We start from the raw sequence: 21,308 nt of genomic DNA, 5'->3' as shown, positions 1-21,308 counted from the left end.
GGCTTTTTTGTCTGTTTATATTTTAGCGATGAAAAGCTCTGTACTGAATGGAATTATCGATGATCGTGTAAAGGACTTTTGCTTCGAGAATGAGTTCCGGGCCACCAGTAAGGATATCCTTGTCCAGCACCGTAAAATCTGCATCAAATCCAGCTTCAATCCTTCCTCTTGAATGTTCTTTATTGATCGCGTAGGCACTTCCTTTTGTATAGAGCTCAACGGCTTGGTAGGCTGTGAGCTTTTCTTCCTTCTGATAGCCTTCATGGGTTTCATCCGGTTTTCTTCTAGTAACTGCCGCATAGATGCCCTCTAATGGATTCACCGCCTCGATCGGAGCATCTGATCCTCCTGCACAATGGAGGCCATGGTCCAATAAAGTTTTCCAAGCCAGAGCATAAGGAATACGTTCCAGGCCTAACCGTTCGATGAGCCATGGAAAATCAGAAGGAACAAAGCTTGGCTGGATGTCAATGACGATCGGAAGCTGCTTCATCTGCTCAATCAGATCCGGCCGGACGAGCCCCGCATGAATGATTCTGTCCCGCTCTTCGGTTACGGCGGGATGGGAACGGATCGCTTCCAGGGTATACTCTAAAGATAAATCTCCTATCGTATGAACAGCGACAGCCATGTTAAGTGTTCTTGCTTTTTTTACGAGATCCTTTAACTCCTCGGGCTGATGGATGGCTACTCCTGATATATCCGGCGCATCATTGTAGGGTCTGCTTAATAGTGCGGTTCGGCCTCCGAATGCGCCATCACTGAAGATTTTCATAGCTCCAAACTCAATATACGGAGATTCATTTTTTGAAAAATTGGACTGGCGATAATCACTGGCCACACTATGATGAACAAGCAGATGGGCCTTGAATTTTACAGAATTTCCATTCAGCACTTCCTTGAATGCGGATGCTGTTTTCTCAAACCCCCCATAATACCCCAAGTCTTCAGTATGTCCCCCGGTAAGCCCGAGCGAGATCAGATCATGAACAGATGCAGCCAATGCATTCGATATGTATTCTTCGGTTACTGTGGGCACAGCCTTTTTAACGAGGTCTGCAGCGCTGTCTAAAAGGTATCCTGTTGCCTCGCCGTTTTCATCACGGACGATAATGCCTCCCGGGGGATTTTCTGTCTCTTTCGTAATCCCTGCCAGTTCCAAGGCTTTGCTGTTTGCCAAAAAAGCATGGCGGCACACACGTGAAAGGAGCATTGGATGCTGTGGAACCAGCTCATCAAGCTCGAGTCTATGAAAAATTTTTCTGTCCAGAAAATTATTTTCATTCCATCCATCACCAATGATCCAATTTCCCGGATATTCTTTTTCTGCTTCGCTTTTTAGAAACCCCCCCATCTCTTCTGCTGAAGTAAAATGAGAGAGATCCCGTCTGAGCAGTTTCTCTCCATGTCCAATGATGTGAAGATGGCTGTCAACAAAACCTGGAAACATCGTAGCGCCACCCAGATCAATGGTAGATTCCAATTGATCTCCGTACTTTTTTAGCAGCGATTGTACTGTTCCTGTCTCTGTGATGGTCTTTCCTTCCACATAGACGGCTTCTACAGTCTCACCTTCTTGCACAAGCGTATATATGTTGCCATTACAATATAAAGTTCCCATGCCACACCTCTTTAACTAGTGAAATGAACCATCTATTTTCGAATATAAAAAGGCAGGCCTTTTTGCCTGCCCTCATTATTAACTGCCTTTTACTTCTTTTTCGCGCAGTTCGATGCGGCGTATTTTTCCGGATGTCGTTTTTGGCAGATCAGAAACAAATTCTATACGGCGGGGGTATTTATATGGAGCGGTTAATGACTTCACATGCTCCTGCAAATCCTTTATTAAGCCTTCCTCAGCCTGCAGTTTCTCATCCTTCAGCACCACATAGGCTTTTACGATATGGCCTCTGATCTCATCAGGGCTGGCTACAACCGCACATTCTTTGACAGCCGGGTGTTTAACCAGCGCATCTTCCACCTCGAATGGTCCGATCGTATAGCCTGAACTGATAATAATATCATCGCTCCTGCCTTCAAACCAGAAATATCCATCAGCGTCTTTCTTCGCTTTGTCACCCGTTAGGTAATACTCGCCCCGGAACGCACGTTTCGTTCTTTCCGGATCCTTATAATAGGTTTTAAAAAGGGATGGTGAACTTTGGTGCACAGCGATATCCCCAACCTCGCCGATTCCGGCGGGCACCCCGTCCTCATTGATGATGTCCACTCGGTTCCCTGGTGTCGGTTTTCCCATGGAACCCGGGCGAAGCTCCATTCCGTCCATCATCCCGACAAGAAGCGTATTTTCCGTTTGACCATACCCATCCCTAACGGTCACATTGAAACAGCGGACAAATGTATCGATCACTTCACGGTTCAGCGGCTCGCCTGCAGAAACCGCACTGCGCAAATGAGGCAGCGAGTACTTTTCCAGACCATCCGCTTTTGCCATCAGGCGATATTCGGTCGGTGTACAGCACAGAACAGAAATTTCTTGTTCCTGCAATAAATGGAGGTATGTTGAAGGATCAAATTTTCCGCTATATACAAAGCCGGTTGCTCCACAGCCTAACACCGAAACAAAGGGGCTCCATATCCATTTTTGCCAGCCAGGACCTGCGGTTGCCCACACTTTATCCCCTTCTTTTATGCCCAGCCACCCTTTTGCAGCTGTCCTTAAATGGGCAAAGGCCCAGCCGTGTGTATGGACAGCACCTTTTGGCTGCCCTGTCGTTCCGGATGTATAGGATAAAAAGGCCATATCCTCCTTTTCTGTCCTCTCCCCTTCATAGAAATCGCTTTCATTCAATGATAAGTCATCAAGTGACGACCATCCGGTCAAGCTTCCGCCTACAGACAGTTTGTGTTGGAGTGAAGGCAAATCTTCCTCGATGGCATCGATACTGGCAACAAAAGCAAGGTCAGAAATAACCGCCTTTGCTTCACTGTGGCTGATCCGATAGCTTAAATCCTTTGGCCGAAGCATCTCTGAAGATGGAATAACGACGATACCGGCTTTCAGGCATGCGAGATATACGACATACGTTTCTATCTTTCGGGGCATCACAACAAGCGTTCTGTCCCCTTTAGACAAGCCGAGCTTTTTAAGCGCATTTGCCGTTTTGTTGCATGCGTCGAAAAGTTCTTTGTAGGTCACTTCCTTGATGACCCCTCGATCATCTTTCCAGATCAATGCTTTTCGAGACGAATCGTGTGCAAATTGCTCCATTTCCTCTGTTACATTATAGACGGGCGGTGCTTGTAATTCCAAAAGATTGTCCATTACCAAAATCCTCCTCTATATGTATGCAAACCTGATTCTTCAACTCTAGTATACCTTATTTTTTTAATATTTTTAACATTACGAATTGAGACTGATGAAACATAAAACAGGAGCGGGCTGCTGCCCGCTCCTGTTTTACATATTAAAATAAGTCCTCAAATTCCTTTGATTCTTTTTGTTCTTCAAAAGAAATGGTTTCTATTGTGGATAAAGCCTCTTCGATCAGCTCTTCCATGTTGTCGATGTTTTGCTCAAAGTGGTTGGCTTTGTCCCGTTTTGGTTTTGTTTTAGGGGCGGCCGGCACAAAAATGGTGCAGCAGTCCTCATACGGACGAATGGAAATATCATATGTTCCGATCTTCTGTGATATATCAATGATCTCCAGCTTATCCATCGTCACTACCGGACGGATGATCGGAAGGTTCGTGACTTCATTGATCGTATGCATGCTGTACATTGTCTGGCTTGCCACCTGTCCAAGGTTTTCTCCATTTGCTATTGCCATCGCATTTCTTTCTTCTGCCAGACGTTCAGTAATGCGAAGCATCATGCGCCTCATAATGGTCATGCTGTAGCTTGCAGGAATTTTTTCTTTGATGATCTGCTGGATTTTTGTAAAATGAACCACATGAAGCTTCATCTTACCGCCAAAACGTGTTAATTCCTGCATTAAATCCTCTGCTTTCTGTTTTGCGCGGTCACTCGTAAACGGCGGACTGTGAAAATGGACAGCTTCCAAACGCACGCCGCGTTTCATCGTCAAATATCCGGCCACTGGGCTGTCAATTCCTCCGGAAAGCATCAGTATCGCTTTCCCGCCCACCCCAATCGGCAATCCTCCAGCACCAGGATAAGTTTTACAACTAATGAACGTACCATTATCTTTTACTTCTACTTTGACATCAACATCGGGATGATGGACATCGACTGAAACATTATCCGTGTGGCTTAAAATATATCCCCCAACATGGCGGTTGAGTTCCATTGAACCGATGGGAAAATGCTTATCGCTTCTGCGTGCAGAAACCTTGAACGTTTTTGGAGCGGTTTCATTTTCAAGAAAAGCGGCCAATGCAGCTTCCTTGATTGCTTCAATTTCACTCTCCGTTCGGATCGCCAGACTTATAGCATGAATTCCAAAAACCTCCTGAAGCTTTGCGATCATCTTCTCATGGTCTTCTCCATTGATTTCTACAAGGATTCGGTCATAGGATTTCAGAACAGCCGCATTTGGGAATACAGATAGCTTTTTGCGCACTGTTTCCCTTAACTGGCTTTCAAAATGTCTTCGGTTTTTTCCTTTTAATGATAATTCCCCAAAACGGATAACAATGTGATTATATTGCATTCTATTTACCCCATTACTGTTTGCAGCTGAACCACTGCGTTTTTTAATTCTTTTAGAAAAACTTCAGCTTCATCGAGTGTATTATCGAATGACAGGCTGACCCGAATCGCTGTGCCCGCCTTCTTTTCCCCCAGTCCCATAGCAAGCAGAATCCTGCTCGCACCTGCCTGTTTCGATGAACAGGCAGAGCGGGTGGAGACATATATCTCTTTTTGATCGAGCGTATGGATCATCACCTCAGGCTTCACTCCATGTATGGAAAAGTTGATAATATGCGGAGCGGCATTGGCCGGTGTATTGATTGTTATACCCTCCATAACAGACAGTTCACCCATGAGTCTCTTTTTCACAAGCTCCATGCTTTTAATGCCTTGTTCCATTCGATCAAACGTCATGCGCAGTGCTTTCGCGATGGAAACAATCCCCGCCACATTTTCAGTTCCGGCACGCACATTTACTTCCTGCTCTCCTCCAGTTAAGAGGGGTGAAAGGGTAACACCTTCTCTTTTGTAAAGGATACCTGTGCCTTTTAAACCATGGAATTTATGTCCTGACATTGTACACAGGTCAATGGCTGCCTCTTTGAATGGCAACGGTACTTTCCCTATTCCCTGAACATGGTCCACATGGAAAAATACTTTAGGGAAATTTTTCAGGATCTTCCCTGCATCCACGATCGGCTGAATCGTGCCAACTTCATTATTCACATGGAGCAGGGAGACAAGAATTGTATCTTTTCTAATGCTGTTCTCCAGTTCTTCCAAGGAAATTTCTCCAGAGGAGTTTACCGGAAGATATGTGACCTCAAAGCCCAGAGACTCCAAATAATGAAACGTTTCATAGGAGGAGGCATGCTCCACTTCAGTGGTGATGAGATGCTTTCCACGCTCCTGATGCTTTAATGCTATTCCTTTTATTGCTGTATTATTTCCTTCCGTTCCTCCGGAAGTAAATATGATTTCGGCTGGTTTCACTTTCAGCAGGCCTGCTGCGGTTTTTCGAGCCTGGAATATTAACCTTTCTGTTTCTCCGCCTTTGGAATGTATGGAGGAAGGATTGGCGAAATAATTCTGTGAAACAGTAACAAAAGCATCCAGAACTTCTTTGTAAGGTTTCGTTGTTGCACTATTGTCAAAATAAATCATGTTGGCTCCTCCGTCTAACGCACTTATTCTACACATCATTTTATAATACCATAATCGATTAAAAGAAAAAATCGTATTTTATGTTGAAACTCTGCTGGCCTCTCTTTATCTTTCCATAAAACAATTAAATTAAATTGGAGCATGGAAAATCCTTAACAAACAATTTCAGCCATTCCCCAGCTGCTGTACTCAGCATATTTCATAATAAAAAGGCTGGAACCATAGGTCCCAGCTTTCACCTTAAATCTTTTGCTTTAATTTGATTTCCATTTCTTTTAGGATCCCTGGCTGCACGCTCTCGATTGCCGTACCCGCAATGGTAAGTGCCTCTTCATATTGATAATTGCGGAAAGCAATTTCTGCTTCAATCAGCCGTACAGAAACAGAGGAATGGGAGCTTCTGTACCGGTTTCCATATTGAATAAGTTTTTCTGCAAGAAGCGCTGTTTCGATGATTTCAGCTGTTTCCCTGTAGCCTTCTTCTACGGCTTCAAGCGCTTTTTCCAGCACTTCTGTAACCTCTGCAATTTCCAGCGGTTTATCATCCAGACGTTTTGAAACTTCTATAATATAGCTTTCAGCTTTTTCAATCGTCACCAGATAGTGGTCAGGCAGGCCTGGCAAATTGCTTTTCTGCACCATTCTTCTTGCCTCAAGCAGCTTTCTTCGGAGTTCCTTCAGCTTTTCCTTTGTTTGCAGCTCATCTTTTCTTAAGCTGATCAGCTTCTCTTGGTACTCATGGTTGGATCTTTTCAAGTCTTCCAGCTGAACGGCCATCTCCTGCATCATTTCTCGAATGACGGAATAGGAGTCCCTCTTTTCGGCGATCGACTCTTCGATGATGGAGAACCTTGTTTGCAGCTTAGTGAACAATTTTTCCAGACGCTTATGAACCTCTACATCTGAATGGTCAAGCTGATAGCTGAGGGCTACCATATCCGCTTCTGCACGGATTTTTTCCATATCCAGCTGTAAATCAGACAGTGATTGAAGGATCACTTCCTTCTCTTTAATGACAAACTGCTTGGAAATCACTTCATTTTCAAGCAGATCATATAACTGATCGATTTCAGCATTTAATTGTTCAATGCCTTTTTGTGTCTCTTCGATTTCAAGTGCGTACACTTTCTCGAGCAATTTGGAAATGTTCTCATTCATCGCTGTGATTTCTTTATCGATCCCGATGTGATTAAGGACATAACCCTGCTGTTCCATATCAAAGAATCCATCCTGAAGATCTTTAAGACTTGAAGGCAAATCAGATAATAGCATCACAAGCAGTTCTGGAACAGCTTCCATTTTGGATCTGGCTTCTTTTAATTTTTCAATGCTTTCTACAAGAATTTTTCGGGCTTCGAGGTGGTTGCCCTGTGAGGTCAATTCGTCGAACTGAACGAACTTTGCATTGACTTCTGTAAACTCCCCTTCAAACAGAACCGCTGTTTTTCCCAAAGACCGGGAATGCGTCAGAAAATACTTTTTCGCCTCGCTGAATTGCTCCTTGGCTTCGATAATATCTTCCCTGTTTAGTTCTTCACTTGTAATCAGTTCATCAATCTCAGATGATATGGCTTTAATCCGTTCTTCCATGGCCTGCATGCGGGATTCAATATGATGAAGAATCCCTTTCGCCTTCCCGAAGCGGTATTTGTCTGCACTCTCTTCGGCATCAAAGAGAGCCTCTTCCATATTTGGAAGTTCAACCGTGACCATCTCGTCCCAGTCGTTGCGCCATGACTCAAATTTCTCTTCCGTTTCGCCAACCATCGTAAGCCCTTTGACCTTGGAAATTTCTTCTGTCAGCGGACGGTTCATAATGTCCATTTTCCAAGATTCCAGTCGGTCAATCTGCTTATAAATCCGTTTGCGTGAAAAGGAGCCAAAAACAACGACAGCGATTAAAACAACTACTGCGGCAATTATGTATGTCATAGGAAGCACCCTTTCTTCCTTTCTGCAAAACTGCAAAATCTATGTAATAATGATGTTACAATTGTTTAATTTTAATTGTAATAATTAAATGGTGCAATTTTTTTGAAAGATCCAGCGTTTTCGTATGCTTTTTCGCTTGTCCAAAGCTGACTCAATGTTCTTATGATAACATGTAAAACCGAATTTTGACTAAAAAAAAATGAAAAAAACCATAATTTTTTTACATATATATCAAAGCTAACGAATCCCATATCACAACTCAGGAGGTTAATGATGTCTACTTTATATGATGGCCATGTACATACCCCGTTCTGTCCCCATGGCACAGCCGATCCCCTCTCTCTATATATAGAAAGAGCGATCGATTCCGGCATGTCCGGTATGACGTTTACCGAGCATGCTCCCCTGCCTGCCGGGTTCATCGACCCTGTACCGGAAAAAGACTCTGGGATGGAAAGGGGAAATCTCCCTGCTTACTTAAACGAGCTGTCAGCATTAAAACAATATTACAGTAAGGCAATCTCCATTAATATCGGGTTAGAGGTAGACTACATTGATGGCTGGGAGAAGGAGACAAAAGATTTTTTAGACGAAGTTGGTCCCAAGCTGGATGACTCGATTCTTTCTGTTCATTTCCTTAAGATGGACAGCCAATATTTTTGCATTGACTACAGCGAGGGCATGTTTGGTGAAATGATTCGTTCATTCGGAAGTACTGAAGAGGTTTACAGCGCTTATTATAAAACACTTGCAAAGTCCATTACATGTGATTTAGGAAAATATAAACCAATTAGAATCGGCCATATCACGCTTGCCCAAAAATTTCAAAAGCTCTATCCAACAGAAGGATCCTTTCATAAGGACATTCTGACAATATTGGAATTAATCAAGAAACACGGATGTGAACTGGACTACAACAGCGCAGGATTGTTCAAACCGTTCTGCAAAGAGCCCTATCCTCCCCATTGGGTAGTCAGGGAGGCCGCTAAACAGAAAATCCCTCTCGTCTATGGATCGGATGCCCATAGTGCAAAGGGATTGGGGAAAGGCTATGAGGAACTGATACAACGAGATGTTTTATCCATTCCACTTTCCCTGCAAAGAAAATAATGGATTCTGCACTGCAGAAAGAATAGGATTCTTCTTTGGAGGGATACACACCGAATGATCCAGCCACTTATTGATGAAACTCACATATTGAGTAACAAACAAAGGATCATGGGGAGCCGTATAGAAGACCTCGGAAATATATAAAGGATGAAGAAAAGGCATGATGAGAAGATTTCTAAGCTGCATGGTCAGAAGCATGACAGGCTGTTTATGAAACTCCTTTCTTTTCATGCCCTTCTCAAAAATCATGTCATAAAAATATTTTTCTTTAGAGAGATAAGTGGTCATCACTTCCCTCACCAATGTGGAATCAAGTGTCATTTCGCGATGGACGAAGCGTGACAGATCAGGCTGCTTCAACTGGTAATGCAGGACATTTTCAATGAGAGTTAGAAGCTGATCTTTCATTGAATACTCCGTCGACGTATGATAAACCAATTCGATTTTGCGGATATATCCTTCATAAAAAGAAGAAATCAATTCCTCAAGCAAGCCTTGCTTTCCTCCAAAATGATAGGAAACAAGTGCAAGATTTACACCGGCTCTTTTGGAGATCTGCCGGACCGAGGTGCCTTGATACCCCTGGTTAGTAAACAACTCAATCGCAGCTTCGGCAATTTTTATTTTGGTAGCCATCTGATCTTTTGACATACTGCATCCACCACCCTTCTTAATACTTCTTTTTTCGCTGAAAAACCGGTATTCCCCTTTAATAATCGCTCGACAAATACACCTGTTCGGGTGTATTCTTCTACAATTTTTGATAAGATGGTGAGAGACGGCTAGCATAAAAAGGGGGATGTTCATGTTTACAGTCGAAAATTACAGTCAAAATCGCGAAAAAGGATACGATCTGGTCATCAAGCAGCTCCGTGCCCTTTTAGAAGGCGAAACCAGCATTACCGCTAATCTGGCAAATGCCTCAGCGCTATTAAACCAGTTCCTCCCCGCCATTAACTGGGTAGGATTTTATGAATATGAAGAACTGTCAGACCAGCTCGTTCTAGGACCATTTCAGGGATTGCCTGCCTGTGTGAGAATTCCGCTTGGAAAAGGAGTCTGTGGCACAGCAGCGAAAGAGCAGAAAACCATCGTTGTGGAGGATGTCCACCAGTTTCCAGGCCATATCGCCTGTGATGCTGCCTCCCAATCAGAGATTGTCGTTCCCATCATCAAGGAAGGCCAGCTGTTTGGCGTTCTGGATATTGACAGCCCTGAAAAAAACAGGTTTGATGAAATTGATAAAGTTTGGCTCGAGCGATTTGTCGAAGAACTGAACAAGCATATTTAAATAAAGAACGGCTCCGGATTGTATCCGGGCCGTTCCTTTTATCTCACGATGTGGTCTTCTGTTTGATAAACACTCTGAAGGGCTTGCTCGAGATCACCCCAAATATCCTGCCACGCTTCAAGACCAACGGATAGACGCAAAAGATTCTGGCTGATCCCCATCTTTTCTCTCTCCTCCTCCGGCACTACGGCATGGGTCATGGTCGCTGGATGCTGGATCAGCGTTTCGGCGTCCCCAAGGCTGACAGCAATTTTGACAAGCTTTAATGCGTTCATCAACGCTTGAGCTTCTTGCTTTCCTCCTTTTATTAAAAAACTGATCATCCCTCCTGCTTTTTTCATCTGTTTTTTCCCTGCCTCGTACTGGGCGAAGTCTGGATCTCCCGGGAAAAAGATAGCCTTTATGGCAGGATGCCTTTTCAATAATACCGCGATTCGTTCCGCGTTATCACAATGCCGGTCCATTCTGACTGGCAATGTCTTGATGCCCCTTAAAAGCAGCCACGCTTCAAACGGCGACATGATTCCGCCGATATCCTTCTGTGCTGTCATTGCGATATGCTGCATCACGTCCTGTCTTCCTACCGCAATTCCACCGATTACATCTCCATGGCCGCAGAGATATTTCGTAGCACTGTGAACGACAATATCACAGCCCATTTTCAAAGGCTGCTGCAAGTATGGCGAACAAAATGTATTATCCACAATCACAGGAATATTCTTTTCTTTCGCAACACTGACCACCATTTCTAAATCAATGAGTTTCATCGTCGGATTGATCGGCGATTCAATGTAAATCAATGAAGTGTCCGGGTGGATCGAGGCTTCTAAGGAAGCTTCATTCTCCATTGGAATGAGCGAATGCGCAATTTGCAGATGGTGTTTCATGTACTGCAAAAGCCCGAAAGTACAGCCGTAGATTCCTTCCGAACACAGAATATGGTCCCCCGTTTTTGACAGTCCGAGGAGTACAGCAGAAACTGCCGCCATACCGGAGGCGAATGCCAGCCCCCTCTCCCCTCCTTCAAGTTCAGCCATTCTCTCCTCGAGCATGGCCACGGTCGGATTCTTGAGCCGGGAATAAACATACCCTGCTTCTTCCCCGGCAAATCTCCGTTCACCCGTTTCTGCATCAGGAAATACGAAAGTAGAGGTCTGATAGATCGGAGGAGCCAAACTCCCCCCGTGTCCGCTGTCCTCATACCCCGCATGTATGGCATTGGTTTCAAAATAATTGGACTTCATAGATATGCACCCCTTCTGTTTGTAAGCGCTTTCTATATTCTTTCTCCCACAGAAACCCAATTCCTTCCCCTGTGATATTATTGTATTCAGCAGCAGTTAACCTGATTTCATTAAATAAAGACTGGCTCTTGACTTGGCACGCAAAAAAACATATACTATTCTTTGTGTAAAATAAAGCGGCACTGTGTTCGTCATTTGTTTCATTTTGTTACATGGCTTTGCCAATTGTCATGGTATATCGCGTAGCTTCATGGCTGCTGAAGTGAAGGTATAGATCAACAAAATGATCACATGAAAAGAAGACAGTCACTGTATTGTTTTACAAAAACAAAACACGTGAAGGAGGAGTCATTCATGGCTCGATATACTGGCTCTACATGGAAGATTTCCCGTCGTTTAGGTATTTCCCTAAGCGGAACAGGAAAAGAATTAGCAAAGCGTCCTTACGCTCCAGGACAACATGGTCCTAACCAACGTAAAAAACTTTCTGAATACGGTTTACAATTACAAGAGAAGCAAAAGCTTCGTCATATGTATGGTGTAAATGAGCGTCAATTCCGCCGCATTTTCAATGATGCTGGCAAAATGGCAGGAATTCATGGTGAAAACTTCATGATCCTTCTTGAGTCTCGTTTAGACAGCATCGTTTACCGTCTTGGTCTTGCCCGCACTCGCCGTGCTGCTCGTCAATTGGTAAACCATGGCCACATCACTGTAAACGGAAAGCGCGTTGATATTCCTTCTTTCCGCGTAGCACCTGGTTCAGTTATCGGTGTTCGTGAAAAGTCACAAAACCTTAGCGCTATTAAAGAAGCAGTCGAAGTGAACAACTTTGTTCCTGACTTCTTGACTTTTGACGAAAACAAACTTGAAGGTACTTTCACTCGCTTACCAGAGCGTTCTGAATTGCCTGCTGAAATCACAGAACAGCTTATCGTTGAGTTCTACTCTCGTTAAGTTTAAGAAAACGCCTCGTTTTTACGGGGCGTTTTTTTATTGTTGTCCCCCATTTTTAGGGTTAAATAACTTTATGTTCAAAACATCATCTGCTGCTAATGTAAAAAAACCGGCCCAATCATCAGGGCCGGTTCTAAAATTAGTATCTGATCAAGAAATATTTCTTCTTCCCTCTTCTAATGACAACAAACCGGTCGTCAATGCGGGAGCTGCTTCCCACCACTTTCTCAAGATCCTGGCAACGTTCGCCGTTGATGTAGATCGCACCATTGGTTACATCCTCACGGGCTTGGCGTTTGGATGGAGAAATCTTGCTTGCTACAAGAAGGTCGATGAGGCCGATATCCTCTTTAGAATCCATCTCAAAGGACGGAACATCTTTAAACCCTTGCTCAATCTCCTCTCCAGTCAATTCCGAAAGCTGTCCGCTGAAAAGTGCCTGTGAGATTTTGATCGCTTGTTCCAATGACTGTTCTCCGTGGACAAGAGCGGTCAACTCTTCTGCAAGCGCCTTTTGTGCAGCACGTTTTTCAGGCGCACTCTGCACTTGTTCAATAAGTTCGTTGATCTCTTCGTGGCTCTTGAATGAGAAATACTTCAGGAATTTGATGACATCGCGGTCATCTGTGTTGATCCAGAACTGGTAGAACTCGTAAGGAGTGGTTTTCTCCGGGTCGAGCCAGACCGCTCCGCCTTCTGTTTTACCGAACTTTGTTCCATCACTCTTCGTTACGAGCGGGATCGTTAATCCGAATGCTCTCTCTTCTTCCCCGGCTTTACGGATTAGTTCCAGACCGGCAGTGATATTGCCCCATTGGTCGCTTCCGCCAAGCTGCAGACGGCAGTTTTCCTGACGGTACAATTGAAGGAAATCATAAGATTGAAGGATCATGTACGTAAACTCTGTAAAGGAAATTCCAGCTTCCAAGCGAGATTCTACCGAATCTTTTGCAAGCATGTAGTTCAACGGGAAATATTTGCCAACATCACGGAGGAATGATATGACGTCCATGCTCCCGATCCACTCATAGTTATTGGCAATTTTCGCTGGATTATCCTCGGCATTAAAGTCCAGGAACTTTGAAAGCTGCTGTTTAATCCGCTCGCTCCATTGTTGAACCACAGCGGATTCGTTTAATGTCCGCTCTGCTTTCTTCCCGCTTGGGTCCCCAATCATCCCTGTCGCTCCGCCCACAAGAGGGATAGGCTGATGCCCAGCCTGCTGAAGGCGGCGCATCGTTAAAATGACAAGAAGGTGGCCTACATGCAGGCTGTCCGCTGTCGGGTCAAAACCGCAATAGAATGATGTTTTGCCGCTCTGCAGTTTTTCCTCCAATCCTTCCCGATCGGTTACTTGATTAATGAGTCCCCGAAATTCTAAGTCTTGTAAAATTGCCATTATAGTTGCTCCTTTCAGTTTCTGGATGAAGACAAATAAAAAACGCCCCTGTATAAGGGACGTGATTATCGCGGTACCACCCTCGTTGAAGGAAAATAAATTTCCTCCCACTCTATTCATTAACGGCTTTTCAGCCGGTCTTTGCTACTTTCATTTCACAAAGAAAGCTCCAGGGTGTATTTCATAAACCGTCTGTGTACTGGTTTGCAGCGGACACCAGCTTTCTGAAACAGGGAGACGGTTACTACTAAATCCTATCTTCGCTTCTGCTTTATCCAATTGGCATATATTATTCATTTTTACCACAGGTTACATACAATGTCAATTCCTCTTCAACTGACAAAATTGTCTTAAGTCCCCCTTCAAACGACAAGGGATATGATATAATTAGTCAGATAGGGGGGAATTTACAAATGTCTCATCTAGAGGAAATTAAGGAAAAATGGAGGCGCTTTATTGCGTATCTAAATGAGAAAAAAATTATACAGGCTGCCGATAAAACATACACATTCACCTGGAATTTATTCTTAATTATCATAGTTTTGATCGTGCTTGGCGGCTGTTTGGCGGCTGGGGCCGGGGCTGGGTTTCTAGCTTCGCTAGTAAAGAATGAGCCGGTCAGAGCATACAGCACCATGAAAGATAATATTTACAATTATGAAGAAACGAGCACAATGTATTTTGACAAAGATCAGCTGATGGGCAAGCTGCGTGCTGATCTTGACCGTCAGGAGGTTCCATTAAAAGATATCTCTCCTTTCGTCAAAGACGCTGTCATTTCCACAGAGGACCAATACTTCTATGAGCATGATGGAATCGTCCCAAAAGCGATTATCAGGGCAATGCTTCAGGAAGTAACAGGCTCTGAAACACGTTCAGGGGGAAGCACGCTTACACAGCAGCTCATTAAGAACCAGATCTTAACGAACGAAGTTTCCTTTGACAGAAAAGCAAAAGAAATACTGCTCGCCCTCAGGCTTGAGCACCTTTTTACAAAAGAGCAAATTCTTGAAGCGTATTTAAACATCGTTCCATTCGGACGAAACTCATCCGGAAGAAACGTAGCAGGCATCCAGGCAGCCGCTCAAGGAGTTTTCGGTGTCGATGCTGACAAGCTGAACTTGCCGCAGGCAGCATTCCTTGCCGGTATGCCTCAGAACCCGTTTGTCTATTCTCCATTTACAAATCAGGGGAAAGTCAAGAAAGACATTACATATGGAACCAACCGCATGAAAACGGTTTTGAACCGAATGTTGACGAACGGAGCCATAACGCCTGAACAATACGACAAAGCACTAAAATACAATGTGAGAAAACATTTCGTAACGAAAAAAGAATCGTCCTACGAAAAATACCCTTACTTAAGCATTGAGGTTGAGCGCCGTTCAGCGGATATCCTGGCAAGAATCGCCGCGAAAAAAGACGGAAAGAACTACCTGAAACTCAATCAAAAAACAAAGGACGAATACCGTCAGAACGCATATGTCCAGCTTCGGCAAAAAGGGTTGAAGATCCATACGACCATCAATAAAAAGATCTATGAGGAGATGGAGGAAACAGCGAAGAACAAGTATCTCTTCGGCTCTTCCCATCTTGTCCGCGTGAAAAACGATAAAGGAAAATGGATCAACGTTCAGCAGCCTCAGGAAGTCGGTTCAATCCTAATCGAAAATAAAACCGGAGCCATTATAAGCTTTGTCGGAGGCCGTGATTACAACCGGGAGCAGCTGAACCATGCCACTCAGGCATTGAGGCAGAATGGTTCCACCATGAAGCCGCTGCTCGCTTATGCCCCTGCCATTGAAGAAGGAAAAGTGCAGCCGGGTTACATTATTCCTGATACTCCTTTATCCATAGGTGCTTACAATCCGAAAAACTATGATGACCGGTTTCACGGGCTGCTGTCCGCCCGAACCGCATTGGCAAAATCCTATAATATCCCTGCTTTGCGAAGCTTCATGAAAGCAAACCGCGCGGATGCCTTCAACCGATTGGAGAAAATGGGCTTCTCATCAATAACTGATGAAGACAGAGGAAGTGTCTCTGTAGCCATTGGCGGTTTGACCAACGGTGTAACGGTTGAGGAAAACACCAATGCCTTCTCCACCTTTGCCAACCAAGGTAAATTTGTGGATGCCTATCTTATTGAAAAGATTGAAGATAAAAAAGGAAAAGTGATTTACAAACATCAAACCAAGCCAGTCCCGGTATATTCTCCGCAAACCTCTTATCTCGTTCTGGATATGATGCGGGATGTACTGAAGCCTGGCGGAACGGCATCCCGAATCCCACGAAGTCTGAACTTCTATGCAGACTGGGCTGGCAAAACAGGGACCTCATCTGAATACAAGGATTCATGGTTTGTTGCAACCAATCCGAACGTAACACTGGGAGTTTGGCATGGCTATGATAAGCCAGACACCATTCCTATGGGTCAGCGCCAGGTGAGCCAGACGCTGTGGACGGCATTTGCGAATGATGCGTATAGATATGCTCCATCGCTGATGGCTCCGAAGCATCGTTTCTCTATGCCTTCAGGAATTGTCAGAAAAGAAATCTGCGGGATCTCCGGAAAACTTCCGTCTGATCTCTGCCGATCTGCAGGTCTTGTGACAACCGATCTATTTAACGTAAAATACGCGCCAAATTCCTCGGACAACAGCTTGGATACCGGGCTTTATGTTATTGCTGACGGCAGAAAATACAAGGCTTCTGAATCTACACCAAGAGAATTTACACAAAAAGGTGTGCTGATCGATGACGCCCTGTTCAACGGAGTTGACGTAAAGAAAATTTCCGGAGGAGAGAATTCTGACCACCTTCTTCCTAAGACGAACCTTCCGGAGAACGGGAAAACCCCTGATACGGTCAGCGGCCTTTCAGCTAAAGGCGGAAAACTTACCTGGTCCGATTCAGGAGAAAGCGACGTGATCGGCTACCGTGTCTATTATTCTGCCACTGGAAAAGGTCCATTTAAGAAGATAGGAAGCTTAACATCTGATAAAACATCTTCTTCTGCACCATCAGGCGTTCTGTATGTCACAGCAGTTGACATCTCGGGCAAAGAATCCGCACCTTCCCAAAAGGTAACGAGCGGAAAAACTGCAGGCGGAACGAATAAACCCGGTTCAGACGATAAAAAAGCGGAAGAACCTCCTGCAGGCAAGAAGCCGAAGGATCCTCCTTCCCAAATCGGTGATAAAAAGACACCTAAAAAGCCCGCGAATTAATTCGCGGGCTTTTTGCTTTAATGGTTTAGTCTTCCATCGTGGATAAGTCGCCTGTCGGAAGGTCCAATTCCCAGGCCTTAAGCACACGGCGCATGATCTTTCCGCTTCTCGTTTTTGGAAGTTTGTCTCTGAACTCGATTTCTCTTGGCGCAGAGTGAGCGGCTAAACCTGATTTCACAAACGATCTGATTTCGTGAACCAATTCTTCGCTCGGAGAATAGCCTTCACGCAGTGCGATGAATGCTTTAATGACTTCACCGCGAACCGGGTCTGGTTTCCCGATTACGCCTGCCTCTGCAACGGCAGGGTGTTCGACAAGCTTGCTTTCTACTTCAAATGGCCCTACCCTTTCTCCTGATGTCATGATGACATCATCAATACGGCCCTGAAACCAGAAATAGCCCTCTTCATCCATATACGCAGAGTCTCCGGAAACGTACCAGCCGCCAGGAGTAAAATAGGAATCATATTTGGCTGGATTGTTCCAGATTGCTCTCATCATGGACGGCCATCCCTTTTTAATCGCCAAGTTCCCCATTCGGTTCGGCGGCAGGACGTTATCCTGGTCATCGATGATTGCAGCTTCTATTCCCGGGAACGGTTTCCCCATGGACCCCGGCTTGATCTCTACCGCTGGGAAATTACTGATCAGCTGGGCACCTGTCTCTGTCATCCACCAGTTATCATGGATACGAAGGTTAAACACCTTCATGCCCCAGCGTACAACTTCAGGATTCAGCGGCTCGCCAACACTGAGTATGTGGCGAAGTGAGGAAAGATCAAAACGTTTTACGACCTCATCTCCTGCTCCCATCAGCATACGGAATGCCGTCGGAGCACTGTACCAAACGGTAACACCATACTTAGCGATCGTTCCATACCAATCTTCCGGGCTGAATCTTCCGCCGCGGATCACATTGGATGCGCCGTTCAGCCAAGGGCCAAATATACCGTAGGAGGTTCCTGTTACCCATCCCGGATCGGCTGTGCACCAGTATACATCTGATTCCTTCAGATCCAGTACCCATTTAGCGGTCTGATAGTGCTGAATCATCGCATTGTGGACATGAAGCACTCCTTTTGGTTTCCCTGTGGAGCCAGACGTATAATGAAGGATCAGCCCGTCTTCCCGGTCTACCCATTCCAGATTAAGCTCCTTGTCTGCTTTTTCCATGCGGCTGAAGTAATCAACATATGGCCCTTCTTCTTTTACGTTCTCGCCAACGAGAACGACATGTTTTAGATGAGGAAGCTCATTTACAGGAACGCGCTCCAAAAGCTGAGGAGTCGTAATGAGTACTTTTGCTTCGCTGTCTTCCAGCCGGTCTCTTACTGCCCCTTCCATAAAGGCTTCAAACAACGGACCCACGATAGCTCCAAGTTTGATGGCCCCGAGGAGTGAAAAGTACAGTTCCGGAGAACGCGGCATAAAGATAAACACCCTGTCTCCTTTTTCAACATCAAGCTGGCGGAGCATGTTCCCAGCCCGGTTCGATTGTTCCTTCATTTCTTTGAACGTATATTTCTCGTCTCTTTTCTGATCCGAAAAATAGAGTGCTACTTTATTTTTTCTATCGCTTTCTGCATGTCTGTCAATCGCTTCAAAGGCTAGATTGACTCGCCCGGTTTCATACCAGGAAAATTCTTTTTCAATGCTTGTCCAGTCAAATGTGTCATATGCTGCTTGATAGTCTTCAAGATTAAAGTTACCCTTTACACTCGGAAGCGCTTCCACCTTCATTAGTCAATCTCCTCCTATGCCAAGATATTCACAGTCATTATATCATAATCATTCTAAATTTTTAAATTTATTAGAATTGTCACGCCGAATGCAGGTGAAAACCCTTACAAATGATCTTGTTTATGTATAATAGAGGAGGATGAACTTTAATTTGGGTGGTGTATAGATGAACCATAAGAAAACATACAACTGCCTTGCTATTGATACACCTTTGGGCAAGGTCATTATTGAAGGGCCGGTCTCTCCTGAACATCTGGCGGCATACGAGTTTCATGGCGGGTTAGAGGCGTTTAGGCCCCCACACCAGCAGCGCCAAGCGCTCATTGAGATTGCAGGGCTTGACGAAGGAAGAATCATAATCGCAAGAAACAAAGAAACAATCATCGGTTATGTGACCTATGTCTATCCGGATCCTATGGAAAGATGGTCGCAAGGAAATATGGAGAACCTGCTGGAGCTTGGTGCCATTGAAGTGATTTCGGATTACCGCAACTGTAAAATAGGGAAAAGCTTATTAAAAGTATCGATGATGGATGATGCGATGGAAGATTACATCATCATCACAACGGAATATTATTGGCATTGGGATCTGAAAGGTACGGGCTTGTCGGTTTGGGATTACCGGAAAGTGATGGAGAAAATGATGAATGCTGGAGGCTTGGAATATATGGCCACGGACGACCCGGAGATCAGTTCACATCCTGCCAATTGTTTAATGGTCAGGATCGGTAAGAGAATCACAATGGATTCTGTACAGCGGTTCGATCAAATTCGCTTTCAGAACCGCTTCATGTATTAATCGCAGAAAGGGGAAATCTCAATGATTGTTCAGGACATGATGAATAAACAGGCTGTAACAGCCATGCCCCAAACTACAGTCAAGGAAGCTCTTCTTCTTCTAAAAACACATCGCATCCGCCACTTGCCGATTATTGACGAGGAGGGAACGCTTGTCGGCATCATTTCTGACCGTGATCTAAGAGACGCCAGCCCGTCCATTTTTGCCGCCTCAGATCATCCTGAAGAGTTTCGGCGACCGGTATCAGAAATTATGAAAACAGATGTCATTACCGCACATTCGCTTGATTTTGCAGAAGACCTTCTCGGTGTTTTTTACGAGCATCAGATCGGCTGTATTCCAGTCCTGGAAAAGAAAAAGCTGGTCGGGGTCATCACAGAGCGGGACATGCTGTACACACTTATCCAACTGACCGGCGCCCATCAGCCCAGCTCTCATCTTGAAGTTAAGGTAGAAAATGTCGCAGGCAAACTGGCGGATATTGCTTCTCTGATCAAAAATTTCAAGATTAACATCAACAGTGTTCTCGTCTATCCGGACAAAAAGGAAGACAACCAAAAGATTCTGGTGTTCCGGATCGGGACGATGAATCCGTACCGTATCGCTTCTGAACTAAGGCAGAATGGTTATGATGTCATTTGGCCGCAGGAACCGGACGTGGAAAAATGAAGAAACCTGTATTTATCTATTCCGAGGATATGCTTCGCTATAAGTTCAGTGAAGACCATCCCTTTAACCAGCTGCGTGTCCAATTAACATTTGATCTCCTGCGCTCTTCGGGGTCCTTGGAGGATAGACGGATTGTAAGGCCGAGGATGGCTTCTGACGAAGAAATTGGCCTCATACACGACAAAGCGTATATTGAAGCAGTTAAAAAAGCTGGACAAGGAACACTGAATGCTGTATCCGCCCAGAATTACGGCCTGGGAACAGAGGACACGCCTATTTTTTCCGGTATGCATGAAGCAAGTGCACTCATTGTAGGAGCAACCTTGACTGCTGCAGATATGGTAATGGAGGGCCATGCGTCTTACGGTTTTAACCCCAGCGGCGGCCTTCATCATGGATTCCGTGGGAAAGCTTCCGGATTTTGTATATATAATGACAGCGCGGTAGCCATCGCTTACCTGAAAAAAAAATATGGTGTAAAAGTATTGTATGTGGATACCGATGCGCATCACGGTGATGGTGTTCAATGGGCGTTCTATGAAGACCCGGATGCCTGTACGCTTTCCATTCATGAAACAGGACGATACTTGTTTCCCGGAACCGGGAATGTAACAGAAAAAGGCCAGAGCGATGGTTACGGCTATTCTTTTAATTTACCGGTAGATGCCTTTACAGAAGATGAATCGTGGCTGAGCCTCTACGAAACGGCACTGAATGAAGTGGCGGCATTCTTCAAACCGGATGTAATCCTCACACAGAACGGTGCAGATGCTCATTACCTCGATCCGCTGACACACCTTTCTGTCACGATGAAGTCGTTCCACGCCATACCGAGAATCGCGAAAAAAATGGCAGACCGATACTGCGAAGGAAGATGGATTGCAACTGGAGGCGGAGGCTATGACATCTGGCGTGTCGTTCCTCGCGCTTGGTCAGAAATTTGGCTGGCTATGAACAATATTGACTTAACAGGATCATTACCGATGGAATGGGTGGAAAAATGGCAAAAACTTGCGCCTGTTACACTTCCTCTTACATGGGAGGACAAGAACAACCTGTATAAACCGATTCCTCGAAAACAGGAGATCACAGAAAAAAATGCGCTCACTCTTTCAAAAGCGCTCCATCATATCCGAGACTATACTAAAAAGACCTGA

General features: G+C 44.8%; 16 protein-coding genes and 1 other annotated feature. Of the genes, 7 read left to right on the top strand and 9 right to left on the bottom strand.

Features of this window, described 5'->3' with window-relative positions; all coding sequences use genetic code 11:
- Positions 1-22 precede the first annotated feature (22 nt).
- The 5 genes from QYF49_RS06060 to ezrA form a co-directional block, all read right to left on the bottom strand.
- Positions 23-1,621: an amidohydrolase gene (locus QYF49_RS06060; RefSeq protein ID WP_290398700.1), complete on the bottom strand. Its 1,599-nt coding sequence runs from the start codon at positions 1,619-1,621 to the stop codon at positions 23-25.
- 78 nt (positions 1,622-1,699) lie between these two features.
- Positions 1,700-3,286: an acyl-CoA synthetase MbcS gene (gene mbcS, locus QYF49_RS06055; protein ID WP_290398699.1), complete on the bottom strand. Its 1,587-nt coding sequence runs from the start codon at positions 3,284-3,286 to the stop codon at positions 1,700-1,702.
- Positions 3,287-3,428: 142 nt separating this feature from the next.
- Entirely contained in the window at positions 3,429-4,634 is a 1,206-nt protein-coding gene (gene thiI / locus QYF49_RS06050; protein WP_290398698.1) for a tRNA uracil 4-sulfurtransferase ThiI, read from the bottom strand.
- Between the two features lie 5 nt (positions 4,635-4,639).
- Complete coding sequence (locus tag QYF49_RS06045; RefSeq protein WP_290398697.1) at positions 4,640-5,779, bottom strand: cysteine desulfurase family protein; 1,140 nt, start codon at positions 5,777-5,779, stop codon at positions 4,640-4,642.
- A gap of 240 nt (positions 5,780-6,019) precedes the next feature.
- Positions 6,020-7,711 carry a septation ring formation regulator EzrA gene (ezrA, locus tag QYF49_RS06040; RefSeq protein WP_290398696.1) on the bottom strand — a complete coding sequence of 564 codons (1,692 nt, stop codon included), beginning with the start codon at positions 7,709-7,711 and terminating at the stop codon, positions 6,020-6,022.
- 273 nt (positions 7,712-7,984) lie between these two features.
- On the opposite strand from ezrA, the gene hisJ reads away from it, so the two are divergent.
- The gene (gene hisJ / locus QYF49_RS06035) at positions 7,985-8,821 is read left to right on the top strand and encodes a histidinol-phosphatase HisJ (RefSeq protein WP_290398695.1); all 837 of its coding nucleotides are present in this window, start codon (positions 7,985-7,987) and stop codon (positions 8,819-8,821) included.
- Here hisJ and refZ read toward each other — a convergent pair.
- Positions 8,789-9,472, bottom strand: a complete 684-nt coding sequence (refZ, locus tag QYF49_RS06030) for a forespore capture DNA-binding protein RefZ (protein WP_290398694.1) — start codon at positions 9,470-9,472, stop codon at positions 8,789-8,791. The two genes, hisJ and refZ, sit on opposite strands and share 33 nt — an antisense overlap.
- A gap of 154 nt (positions 9,473-9,626) precedes the next feature.
- Between refZ and QYF49_RS06025 the strand changes: the two genes are divergently transcribed.
- Positions 9,627-10,112: a GAF domain-containing protein gene (locus QYF49_RS06025; RefSeq protein WP_290398693.1), complete on the top strand. Its 486-nt coding sequence runs from the start codon at positions 9,627-9,629 to the stop codon at positions 10,110-10,112.
- Between the two features lie 38 nt (positions 10,113-10,150).
- Here the strand turns inward: QYF49_RS06025 and megL are convergent, their stop codons facing one another.
- The gene (gene megL / locus QYF49_RS06020) at positions 10,151-11,356 is read right to left on the bottom strand and encodes a methionine gamma-lyase (RefSeq protein WP_290398692.1); all 1,206 of its coding nucleotides are present in this window, start codon (positions 11,354-11,356) and stop codon (positions 10,151-10,153) included.
- A gap of 354 nt (positions 11,357-11,710) precedes the next feature.
- On the opposite strand from megL, the gene rpsD reads away from it, so the two are divergent.
- Complete coding sequence (gene rpsD / locus QYF49_RS06015) at positions 11,711-12,313, top strand: 30S ribosomal protein S4 (RefSeq protein ID WP_290398691.1); 603 nt, start codon at positions 11,711-11,713, stop codon at positions 12,311-12,313.
- 139 nt (positions 12,314-12,452) lie between these two features.
- Here rpsD and tyrS read toward each other — a convergent pair whose 3' ends face one another.
- Positions 12,453-13,712: a tyrosine--tRNA ligase gene (gene tyrS / locus QYF49_RS06010; protein ID WP_290398690.1), complete on the bottom strand. Its 1,260-nt coding sequence runs from the start codon at positions 13,710-13,712 to the stop codon at positions 12,453-12,455.
- 52 nt (positions 13,713-13,764) lie between these two features.
- Positions 13,765-13,982: a binding site (T-box leader), on the bottom strand.
- Between the two features lie 143 nt (positions 13,983-14,125).
- Between tyrS and QYF49_RS06005 the strand changes: the two genes are divergently transcribed.
- Positions 14,126-16,942 (top strand): transglycosylase domain-containing protein, encoded by a 2,817-nt coding sequence (locus QYF49_RS06005; RefSeq protein ID WP_290398689.1) that lies wholly within the window; start codon positions 14,126-14,128, stop codon positions 16,940-16,942.
- 25 nt (positions 16,943-16,967) lie between these two features.
- Here the strand turns inward: QYF49_RS06005 and acsA are convergent, their stop codons facing one another.
- Positions 16,968-18,683: an acetate--CoA ligase gene (gene acsA, locus QYF49_RS06000; protein ID WP_290398688.1), complete on the bottom strand. Its 1,716-nt coding sequence runs from the start codon at positions 18,681-18,683 to the stop codon at positions 16,968-16,970.
- Positions 18,684-18,849: 166 nt separating this feature from the next.
- Here acsA and QYF49_RS05995 point away from each other — a divergent pair, with 166 nt between their 5' ends.
- Genes QYF49_RS05995 through QYF49_RS05985 form a run of 3 tightly spaced genes read left to right on the top strand, consistent with a single transcriptional unit; the run spans position 18,850 to position 21,308 of the window.
- Positions 18,850-19,482 (top strand): GNAT family N-acetyltransferase, encoded by a 633-nt coding sequence (locus QYF49_RS05995; RefSeq protein WP_290398687.1) that lies wholly within the window; start codon positions 18,850-18,852, stop codon positions 19,480-19,482.
- A gap of 21 nt (positions 19,483-19,503) precedes the next feature.
- Positions 19,504-20,151 carry an acetoin utilization AcuB family protein gene (locus QYF49_RS05990; RefSeq protein WP_290398686.1) on the top strand — a complete coding sequence of 216 codons (648 nt, stop codon included), beginning with the start codon at positions 19,504-19,506 and terminating at the stop codon, positions 20,149-20,151.
- Positions 20,148-21,308, top strand: a complete 1,161-nt coding sequence (locus tag QYF49_RS05985; protein WP_290398685.1) for an acetoin utilization protein AcuC — start codon at positions 20,148-20,150, stop codon at positions 21,306-21,308. The genes QYF49_RS05990 and QYF49_RS05985 overlap by 4 nt, the downstream gene beginning before the upstream one ends.

This window comes from Fictibacillus terranigra, assembly GCF_030412265.1.
Classification (GTDB): Bacteria; Bacillota; Bacilli; order Bacillales; family Fictibacillaceae; genus Fictibacillus_C; species Fictibacillus_C terrinigri.
The sequence above is the reverse complement of the archived record's forward strand: the minus strand, read 5'-3'. Positions and strand labels throughout refer to the sequence as shown.